Raw genomic sequence first — 8,813 nt, forward strand, 5'->3', positions numbered from 1 at the left:
CATCTCGGGGCGTTTCTTTATAATCGCGAGCATGAGCGCATTGTGACCCCTGATATTGATCACATTAACATCCGCATTAAGTGACATTAAATAAACGAAGGTTTTAGTTTTGTCGGTAAACACAGCACCCATTAATGCCGTGTTGCCAATATGGTTGGTTGCATTTATCTGTGCGCCGGCATCAATTAGTGCCTTGGCCAAGATTTCACTATCCTGCTCCCACCTGAACCCATTAACCGTGAAATGCAAAGCTGTTCGACCCGTGTCGTTCATCGCATTTGGATTGGCTCCGAGTGCAAGTAATCGGTTCACCATGTCCACACGATTATGATAAACGGCGACCATGAGTGGTGTCCAACCGTTACTGTCTGCTTGATTAACATCGGCCTTATGGCTAAGCAGTAGCTCAAAAATATCAAGTTCGTCTAAATAGATGCTTGCATAGAGAAGACTTACACCCTGTTCATCAACGACGTTTACATTGCCGCCACGCAGCAAGAAGTTTTCTATTGCCGCTATATCGCTTTGATCCATAGCTTCAATCAGCGCTAAAGTATCCGGGATTGGCGTTATATCTGATAGCTCGGCTGTTTGATGAGCGTCTATTTTGGTGGGATGTGTACACCCTGAGGTTAAAAGTACAATCACCATCACTAGCCAGACGCTGAGCTGTTTCAACAAATATACGTGTCCTATTTTATTAAAATACATCACAGGCATGCTTAACCTTCTCTACGTTAATTAAAATTGATCGATATATAAGCGTTTGGGGTTGCCTACATGTTAGATGACGCTAATGCACAACATCCCTGCCTAATAGATTGAACATGATTTCTACCATGTCAAATTGTTCCAATGCTTTTAACTTAAAAACCTGAACTGGAAAGGAACTAAAGCTGTTCTTGTTAAGATCAACGATACTTAAACATTCGAGTTCGACTATCTCCTGCGGAACACATAACAGGCGGTTGGATTGAAAACCTAAATACTGAAGCTGTGTTAGCTTAGAGAGGCCCGGTGGAATCACTTCTATTTGGTTAAAGGAGAAACATAACCTTTTTAATCGCTTCAACTCAAATATGCTCTCTGGAATATACGATATATTATTGGAGCACATCCAAAGCACTTCGAGCTGTTGGAGCTGACCAATGTTGCTAGGAATTTCATTGATTGCATTTCTAGAAAAATCCAATACCCGTAAATTGTGCAACCGGCTAATCCATGCTGGGATGGCTTGGATTTTATTGTCTGTTTTAGGCTCCCAATCTGGCTGCATACCACAGCATGTTTTAGCCATACTTAACTCGGTTAGTTGCGTTAAGTTCGCCAGTTCTTCGGGTAACTCAGTCAAATCGTGCCAACTTAGATTTAAACACGTAAAACTCAACAGCGTAGCGCGGTCCCTAGGAAAACCAACCCAAAAACCACCTTCATTTTCATCCGTTTCATCATCAAGCCACTCATAAGGCGGCAGGTTATGGGCATCCGCCCACGCAAATAAACGCGCAATCCAAGAATCGTCGTCTTGTAAATCACTCATGCCCACTCCATTTTCAATGATCGCGCGCACATCACGTGACCCAAATTTGCCGATTTATTTAACAATAACTTACAAATAATAACTTTACACTTATGTATTAAGTATTTTTTAAAACGGCACATCCATGTCATCAAAATCAGACATTACCCCGGTATTAGGTTTAGGAGCGCTGCTATTATTGGCTACGGCTGGATAAGCCACTCCACCGACCACAGCGGGGCGCTGTATACCACGTGGGTCGGGATTGGGCGAAGCATCACCTGCATTTTTGCTACCGACCATCTGCATGGTGCCAGTGATATCGACAACCACTTCCGTGGCGTATTTATCTTGCTGGGTGGCTTGATCCTGCCATTTGCGGGTTTGCAGCTTTCCTTCGATATACACCTGTGAGCCTTTTTTCAGATACTGCCCTGCTACTTCAGCCACCTTGCCGAAAATAACAACCCGGTGCCACTCTGTTCTCTCCTGCTTTTCACCCGTTGCGCGATCAGTCCACTGCTCACTGGTCGCCAAGCTTAAGTTAGCAATCGCATTTCCATTTGCGGCATAGCGCACTTCTGGATCACGGCCTAAGGTACCGACTAAAATTACTTTGTTCACGCCTCTCATACTAATCCCCTTGTGTGTAAAATTTTATAATCGTGCGCCTCTGCAACATTTCCAAACGCTATTCCTATTTCCAAGTAATTCATAGTAAAAAACCTGCTTTCAAGATTTTATTAGCGGCCGAAAATATGCGTTGCGCCTGTTTGTCGTTTAGTTTTGTATGTATCAAGAAAATTTGAATATAGTCTCTAGACTCAGCAAGACCTTTGAGACCAAGTGACGCACAACATATAAACGCCACACTTTCAGCCTCAACCTCTTTAATACAATATTTTTCCAGGTTAGTCATGTGCTTGACATCACCATAATAGCCATCCAAATGGCCTAAAACATGATGCGCGAATTCATGAAACATCGCTGCCTGAGGATAAATCGCCAATGGATTGATGGCGACCTCCCTTCGCAAAGAGGACCCAATACCGGATCTCTTGGCAAAACCTTGCGTGTTTCCATCAAGCATATCAAAATCGACAACGCAAATACCAAGCGACTTTTGGGCTAACTGCACATCCCATTGACCAATATCGACTTGATCACAGCGCCAATCAAGTGGCTCGCCCTCTGTTTGTTTTAAACTATACCATTTTGCTTCATAACGAAACCCAACCAACACTTCATGCAGATACCCTGAAGATAGAAATACTTGACGCTCAAAACTATCCAAAACAGGCGCCATAACCGGCACAATTAAGCGAATAGGTTTTGCACCTGGCTTTATTGTTCGCCCCTTCTTTAGCCATGACGCTTTAGATGCGATAGGTGCCACTTCGTCAAGCTGGCGCATGGCAAGCACTTGGTTTAAAGTCGAGTATCGATGAAATGCTCTAAAAGCTTGATCCATTCGCCTCTCTTGTGAGGGATCTAGCGCACTGTCAAGTAACTCTCGGTAATTTATTTTATCAATATTATGATGATGCAATGGCAATCCTATAAAATACGAGCACTGAAGTTTAATAACGCTTTTTCTGAGTATCTAAAAAACTAGAGTTCTTCTCCCATAGCGCGATTATTTTAATGCACACTGGTTACCAAACTTAGCTTAGCAATCGCATTCCCATTTGCGTCATAGCGAACGTCTGGGTTACAGCCTAATGTGCTTGCTAATGGGGTCTATTTAGGCCTCCCCACAATTAAGCCCTCGCATTAATAGTTATAATAACCCCGATAACCTGTTGCATACTTCGCCGTTGATTCTGAAAAGCCATACTGTTCAACCAAAATTGACTTAGCATGGGCTTTAGATCCGGTTCGTGCCACTAAAGCACTGCCGATCTTTTTAACCTTTTTTTGGTTATGGCTCAAACCGCTATAATCATTCATGCTCACCACCTGATCGGGGCTATATATTTCACGACCATAATAACGATATGCATAGCACTCCCCAGATTTTACTCGGAAGCCCATACGATTCCATACAGCCTCGGTATGGTCTTTATGAGCTTCTCCACAATAACGGTTTGTTCTTGCAACATGACGTGGCTTTTCATATTCACGCACCACATACACGTCAGACTCATCAAGCTCATAAACAGAGCGACGCGGTGTATGGCTGGTTGTTGCAACCAATGATGAACGAGTAGCGACAGACTGGCTTGCAACGCTACTCTTGGCAACATAAGAATTAGACCGGGTTGAAGACGCTACTTGATTGTTATTTGTAGAACTGCCAAATAAACCAACTATCCAGTTTTTTACGTGCAGCAAAAATGTCAAAATCAAGGTTATAATTCCAATAGCAAACATGAAAGCTAATATAATACTAAATATATAATCCATTCAAACCCCCAAAATACCAAAAAAGAATTAACCAAGTTATAATTAGAAAAAGTACGTCTTTTTAACGTCTAAAAAATAATCTTGGCTCATAAGTTGCCTTTAAGCCATTTTTTTGAAGGCGCTCAACCAATTCAGAAGAGCAGGAATAAATACCATTTATATACTTCACATCAATAAAGGGATAGACGAGTAGTTCAGCACAACGAATACGTTTAGCCACGTGTGGCTCTAAACTACTGTCCGTCCAGGTGCTACCATGTAAAAGATCCCAGTTTAATTTTGATACTGATTGAGGGTCGTTATAGAAATTCGTATCTCTGGATGCCGCATTACCATCCGTAAATATAAATTCATTTTCTAAAACAACAGACATCTGAATTTTTAAAATACAGAGCGAATCGAACATCTCCTTTTTTACGTAAAGCATTGGATTCATCGGGTTCAAGTAGGTTGGTACATAAGAATGAATCGACCTTGAATAAACGGGCTCATTACGTCTGCGATATATTTGAACAGCATGGTCAGATATATCCTCATACGCGTTTGCAGGCACTGCAGAGTGACTTAATAGACCACCCGTTTTAAATATTCCATTTAGGTTTTTGAAGTGAGTGATATGCCAAACGTTATGCAAGCCTGCCTCAGAGAAGGCATTCTTAACCAAGACACCATTCTGTTGTGAATAGCCATTAACATGTGATCTAGCGACAATGCTCATAACCTAACTCCAAAAAAAAGAAAATGTAATTCATCATCCCTAGTACGACCAAAGTGGTAACTAATATGTGTGATACAAAGGATGTAACGAGCCTCATGTAATCAAAGGCTGTATGTTTTCTTCTTCAAGAAGTCTGATGTATATTGTAGGTGGGACAACCTAAAAGGGTTAATTCACAAGTTTGTGAAATTTAGAACGCTATAAATCAATCAAGCTCTGCTGCTTGGGCTGTTGCTTTGATGCTTGAAATAGTTTTTCAAGCGTTTTAATACCCACACCATCCACCTGAGCGAGCTGGTTGAGTTGGCAATATTTATTATTATTAAACGCACGTTGCAAATTCTCTAAAAACGCCATCCGAATACGAAACGTTTTTGATAAATATTCAATGGGTTGGCTAAAGAACCATGCCTTGGTATCCGTGTAAATGTCATCCTCTGCATAAGGATCATACTGGTATATTTCAATTTCCAAATCGAGCTTATCAAGATAGTCGAGCATAATTTTTTGGCTTTCAGAAGCGGACAACCCGCCCTTATCTGCACCCAACATCGGGAACGCAATAGAGCTAATCCCTCTTTGCTGATAAGTTTGCGCAAACTTAAATAAACCTGATTTCAAATACTCTGGTTTAGAAGGTAGTTGCCATAAGTTTTTGGTTGGAAAATTTAAAATCCATCTATCCGTAGATTTATAAATCCATAATTTACCGATTGAGATTTGTTTTTCTTGGCAAAGGGTTTGATAGCGCGTGTATAGCTCTGGATAACGTAGGCGACACTCTAAAGCAATGCCCGCTCCCATCACACCCTCACAATTAATTGTGTTGACCAGTGTTTGGCATTGTGATCTAAAGATATTGCCCTTGATGATTGTTATCGCCATACGCTCCCCACCTTGTCTATTATTTGCCTGAAATATAACTCGACACACAAAGTGTATGTCGAAATAAAGATGTTTTAAAGTTGCTTAACTTCAGGGTACTTGAACCAAGATATAATACTAGAAATCACAGCGATCACTAAAATTCCATAAAATTCTGCAACATGAACGTTACCGACCATAGATAACAAGCCAAAGAACACTAACGCAAAAATAACTGAACTAAAAATAAGACGACCTTTCATGCACACCTCCATTAAAAAAAGATAGTTTTACCAAACAAACCTAGCAAATTGCCTTTGGCTTAAATGTTGAGTGCATATTAATTGATTTAATTCAGCCTAGGTAACACCACAAGGTTGTGATAAATAAAGTGTTCAACCTTCAAGGTACCGTTATTGAATAAAAGCTTCACAAGTTTGTCAATTACCATCTCATTGACTCAAACCGAGATAATAGCTCCATGGTTCGTCCTCACTAAATAATAAGTCAACACAACCGGCACATTCAATCAACACGTAGAAGTTTGTGTATTTTGTTGAAATAACATTAAAAAATTAAAATTTAATATTACTTTTAGATGAGGATCATTTATGTGCAATAACGAATCAAGCATGGTTTACATCACCAATGGTAACTTAAAAAATATCTTGTCTAAATTCAACACATCTGTCGATAATAATGCAGACTACTCTCGTCTCTATGAACAACCCTTAAATAAAATTCTATCTGGAAAAGAGCTATCTGCACTTGCCGCCTACAAGTCTTTTTGCGAAAACCCTCAAGATGCTTTAAATTACTATAAGCGCATTGATATGAGTTACGCAAAAACTAGCCGGTTAGTCTTTGAAGGGAGTCAAAAGCCAGCCTACCATTGCGATATAGGCTGTGAACGACTAAATAGCGATTATTACAACATTGAGATTCCTAATGAAATAGTTCATAAAGGTTCAGAAGAGGTTGAGCGTTATCGTGCATTTGCCAAAGAGCATGCATCCTTGCTCAGAACCGATCCAAATGCGTTTTTACTTAAACAAGATGCTCACTTTTTCTTGAAAAACCCGCCAAAAGAAATTCAGGGGGCAAACTCGGGAGTGCATGAGTTTGAGAATTACGATTTACCAATAATCAAAAATGCGATCTCACAACTACTAGAAGATGCTGAAAAGTTTAGACATCAAACGACTGAAACAAAAAAAATAATCGCGGCTTATGGATATGGAACTCACCGACACCTTGATGTTCTAAACGGCATAAAGGATTCTACAATTTATATTTGGCACCACACATACAAAAATGAACTAAAAACTTTACTCCAACGGTATTTCAGAGTTAAATTAAATAAACATCTTTCATTTGAAGGTTCGCTGCTAAAACAACTAGGGTTTAGGCGTTGTAGTTGCTGTACATAGTAGCTATACTTTTAACACCCCTGAAGGGATCATTACCCCATATTTTATAAATTTTTAATTATTTGGATGAATTAAATGACCAATACTGAACAGAACCACAATGACGAAGCTAATATTTTTATTGAGAATCCTTTTATTATTTCAAATCCGGATGAACATAAGTTAGACGGTGATGCAAGTGTGTTACGCCAAACAATGCTTGCAACAATTGCACATATTTTGAATAAAAACCTCATTACTCAAGAAGATTTATCCAACTTGGTTAAGTTTTCGGCTATTTATAAAAACCTAGCCTAACCTAACACCATAATTAGAATTTCAATCATTAAACACTATCCTACTTGTATGATTTTCGACTAGATTAGATTGCGACGTCAACAGCTAATAATTAATCAGAGAATATCCATATATCTATTGTAAATCGCGTGCGCTAAAACACGCGACCAACTATAACCTCTATATTCAGGCCAATTTTGCATCATCAGTGCTCTGCGTTTCAAATCTGGCATGTGGTGCATAACAAGCCGGTAGTAGTCCGGCTCAGGCACGCCCAGCTCCTCTATGGCAATATGCTTGACCTCTTTACCAATCTCCTGATTGGTTTCGACATTCTTTTTAACAGATGTGAACTTAATCACAAGCCAGATAACAACTACCGCGATGATAAACTCCCACATATCAGCCTCGCTAATTTAGTTTATCGCGTTTAAATATCGCCAAATAAATCAGGATCAGAGGGAAGAAAACCAAAATCAACCCCAAAACAATTAGCACCCACGGCCAAAACAAGGCCTGTATCATCGCAGATGAAAATTGGCCGTTAGCACAATTAAATGGCGTTACAACCCCCATTCTATCCAGATAATCGACCATCGGAGTTTTAACCCCTGGTCTACAAAAAAACAGAATAAAAAAGGTAATAAAGTAACCGATTAAATACAGGGCAAACATGGCTCCTCTCCTATCACTCTTAAGATTTATGGCCGGCTAGGGATTCAAAACGATCAAAGATAACCATAAACTTATACTTGGTTTGAATAAGCGTACTGTAGCGAGGATCATCAGGGCAAACAACCAGCATTTTAGCATTCACTCCTGTGCTTCCATAGTTTCGAAAATCCATATAACTGGTGTTAAAGCTATGTGTTTTGCCACAGGCACACTGAAAAGGTTTGCCATCATAAGCGGACATATCACGCGCCGGTATTTGATGCCCAGCCATTAACAAAAGCTCATCTAAATCTACATAATTCATTGTGGTATCCTTTTTAACACTTGACGATAAAGCCAAGTGATGTGATATATACGTTTATTTACAACTAGCGGCCATTACCAACATAGCGTCCGTCTGGTGTCAGGCTAAAACCTGTTCCACCGACATAACTACCATCAGGGGCTAGCGTAGATCGGCTACCGCCAACATAACTACCATCAGGTGCTAATGTAGAACGGCTACCGCCAACATAACTACCATCAGGTGCTAATGTAGATCGGCTGCCACCAACATAACTACCATCAGGTGCAAGCGTTGAACTGCTACCACCCACATAGTTACCATGTGGAGTTAAGGTATAGCTGTTGGCGTAAACTCCGCTTTGAATAGCTATTCCAGCAATAATTAATGCAAATTTTTTCATGGTTTAAACCCCTAATTTTTAATGACGCATGATGAACATATTCTTATTCAATTGGTTTATTGCATTAATCTTAAACCAGATAAGAATGATGTATTGAGTAGTACCATCACAGTATAGAGTTATTAGGAGCGCCTGAAGGAAGTCACAAACTTGTGAGATTGAGTTTTCGAATGAAACAAAGAAACCCTATCAGCTTGTAAGTCTTAATCCCCTATTTGGCGGGGCTGATCATGAACATT

13 protein-coding genes are annotated in these 8,813 nt (G+C 39.9%); 2 read left to right on the top strand and 11 right to left on the bottom strand.

Annotation, left to right across the window (positions count from 1 at the left end):
• The 8 genes from NA59_RS14625 to NA59_RS15260 all read right to left on the bottom strand — a co-directional run.
• The coding region (locus tag NA59_RS14625) for an ankyrin repeat domain-containing protein (RefSeq protein WP_232504109.1) at positions 1 to 681 on the bottom strand (681 nt) is incomplete at its 3' end.
• A 112-nt stretch (positions 682 to 793) separates the two neighbouring features.
• Positions 794 to 1,540 (bottom strand): leucine-rich repeat domain-containing protein, encoded by a 747-nt coding sequence (locus NA59_RS13740; RefSeq protein WP_044414178.1) that lies wholly within the window; start codon positions 1,538 to 1,540, stop codon positions 794 to 796.
• A 108-nt stretch (positions 1,541 to 1,648) separates the two neighbouring features.
• On the bottom strand, positions 1,649 to 2,152 hold the full coding sequence (gene ssb, locus NA59_RS13745; RefSeq protein ID WP_232504110.1) for a single-stranded DNA-binding protein: 504 nt from the start codon (positions 2,150 to 2,152) through the stop codon (positions 1,649 to 1,651).
• A 79-nt stretch (positions 2,153 to 2,231) separates the two neighbouring features.
• Entirely contained in the window at positions 2,232 to 2,990 is a 759-nt protein-coding gene (locus NA59_RS13750) for a hypothetical protein (RefSeq protein ID WP_044414184.1), read from the bottom strand.
• A 302-nt stretch (positions 2,991 to 3,292) separates the two neighbouring features.
• Positions 3,293 to 3,925 carry a hypothetical protein gene (locus tag NA59_RS13755; protein ID WP_044414187.1) on the bottom strand — a complete coding sequence of 211 codons (633 nt, stop codon included), beginning with the start codon at positions 3,923 to 3,925 and terminating at the stop codon, positions 3,293 to 3,295.
• A gap of 61 nt (positions 3,926 to 3,986) precedes the next feature.
• Positions 3,987 to 4,643, bottom strand: coding sequence for a DUF4433 domain-containing protein (locus NA59_RS13760; RefSeq protein ID WP_052501715.1), 657 nt, complete (start codon positions 4,641 to 4,643; stop codon positions 3,987 to 3,989).
• Between the two features lie 198 nt (positions 4,644 to 4,841).
• Positions 4,842 to 5,528 carry a macro domain-containing protein gene (locus NA59_RS13765; protein WP_044414190.1) on the bottom strand — a complete coding sequence of 229 codons (687 nt, stop codon included), beginning with the start codon at positions 5,526 to 5,528 and terminating at the stop codon, positions 4,842 to 4,844.
• A gap of 74 nt (positions 5,529 to 5,602) precedes the next feature.
• Complete coding sequence (locus tag NA59_RS15260; protein WP_157792655.1) at positions 5,603 to 5,770, bottom strand: hypothetical protein; 168 nt, start codon at positions 5,768 to 5,770, stop codon at positions 5,603 to 5,605.
• A 369-nt stretch (positions 5,771 to 6,139) separates the two neighbouring features.
• Between NA59_RS15260 and NA59_RS13770 the strand changes: the two genes are divergently transcribed.
• Positions 6,140 to 6,937 (top strand): hypothetical protein, encoded by a 798-nt coding sequence (locus NA59_RS13770; protein ID WP_044414193.1) that lies wholly within the window; start codon positions 6,140 to 6,142, stop codon positions 6,935 to 6,937.
• Positions 6,938 to 7,012: 75 nt separating this feature from the next.
• Positions 7,013 to 7,234 carry a hypothetical protein gene (locus tag NA59_RS13775; RefSeq protein WP_044414196.1) on the top strand — a complete coding sequence of 74 codons (222 nt, stop codon included), beginning with the start codon at positions 7,013 to 7,015 and terminating at the stop codon, positions 7,232 to 7,234.
• Between the two features lie 95 nt (positions 7,235 to 7,329).
• Here the strand turns inward: NA59_RS13775 and NA59_RS13780 are convergent, their stop codons facing one another.
• The 3 genes from NA59_RS13780 to NA59_RS13795 all read right to left on the bottom strand — a co-directional run bounded on the left by NA59_RS13780 (position 7,330) and on the right by NA59_RS13795 (position 8,574).
• Positions 7,330 to 7,614: a hypothetical protein gene (locus tag NA59_RS13780; RefSeq protein WP_044414200.1), complete on the bottom strand. Its 285-nt coding sequence runs from the start codon at positions 7,612 to 7,614 to the stop codon at positions 7,330 to 7,332.
• A 293-nt stretch (positions 7,615 to 7,907) separates the two neighbouring features.
• Complete coding sequence (locus NA59_RS13790; RefSeq protein ID WP_044414206.1) at positions 7,908 to 8,192, bottom strand: hypothetical protein; 285 nt, start codon at positions 8,190 to 8,192, stop codon at positions 7,908 to 7,910.
• Between the two features lie 64 nt (positions 8,193 to 8,256).
• On the bottom strand, positions 8,257 to 8,574 hold the full coding sequence (locus NA59_RS13795; protein WP_044414209.1) for a hypothetical protein: 318 nt from the start codon (positions 8,572 to 8,574) through the stop codon (positions 8,257 to 8,259).
• Positions 8,575 to 8,813: the final 239 nt, after the last annotated feature.

This window comes from Thiomicrospira microaerophila, from assembly GCF_000934765.1.
Taxonomy (GTDB): Bacteria; Pseudomonadota; Gammaproteobacteria; order Thiomicrospirales; family Thiomicrospiraceae; genus Thiomicrospira; species Thiomicrospira microaerophila.

Coding starts and splice junctions, on each gene's coding strand:
- NA59_RS13740 (WP_044414178.1), bottom strand. CDS start 1,540: ATGAGTGATTTACAAGACGACGATTCTTGGATTGCGCGTTTATTTGCG.
- ssb (WP_232504110.1), bottom strand. CDS start 2,152: ATGAGAGGCGTGAACAAAGTAATTTTAGTCGGTACCTTAGGCCGTGAT.
- NA59_RS13750 (WP_044414184.1), bottom strand. CDS start 2,990: ATGGATCAAGCTTTTAGAGCATTTCATCGATACTCGACTTTAAACCAA.
- NA59_RS13755 (WP_044414187.1), bottom strand. CDS start 3,925: ATGGATTATATATTTAGTATTATATTAGCTTTCATGTTTGCTATTGGA.
- NA59_RS13760 (WP_052501715.1), bottom strand. CDS start 4,643: ATGAGCATTGTCGCTAGATCACATGTTAATGGCTATTCACAACAGAAT.
- NA59_RS13765 (WP_044414190.1), bottom strand. CDS start 5,528: ATGGCGATAACAATCATCAAGGGCAATATCTTTAGATCACAATGCCAA.
- NA59_RS15260 (WP_157792655.1), bottom strand. CDS start 5,770: ATGAAAGGTCGTCTTATTTTTAGTTCAGTTATTTTTGCGTTAGTGTTC.
- NA59_RS13770 (WP_044414193.1), top strand. CDS start 6,140: ATGGTTTACATCACCAATGGTAACTTAAAAAATATCTTGTCTAAATTC.
- NA59_RS13775 (WP_044414196.1), top strand. CDS start 7,013: ATGACCAATACTGAACAGAACCACAATGACGAAGCTAATATTTTTATT.
- NA59_RS13780 (WP_044414200.1), bottom strand. CDS start 7,614: ATGTGGGAGTTTATCATCGCGGTAGTTGTTATCTGGCTTGTGATTAAG.
- NA59_RS13790 (WP_044414206.1), bottom strand. CDS start 8,192: ATGAATTATGTAGATTTAGATGAGCTTTTGTTAATGGCTGGGCATCAA.
- NA59_RS13795 (WP_044414209.1), bottom strand. CDS start 8,574: ATGAAAAAATTTGCATTAATTATTGCTGGAATAGCTATTCAAAGCGGA.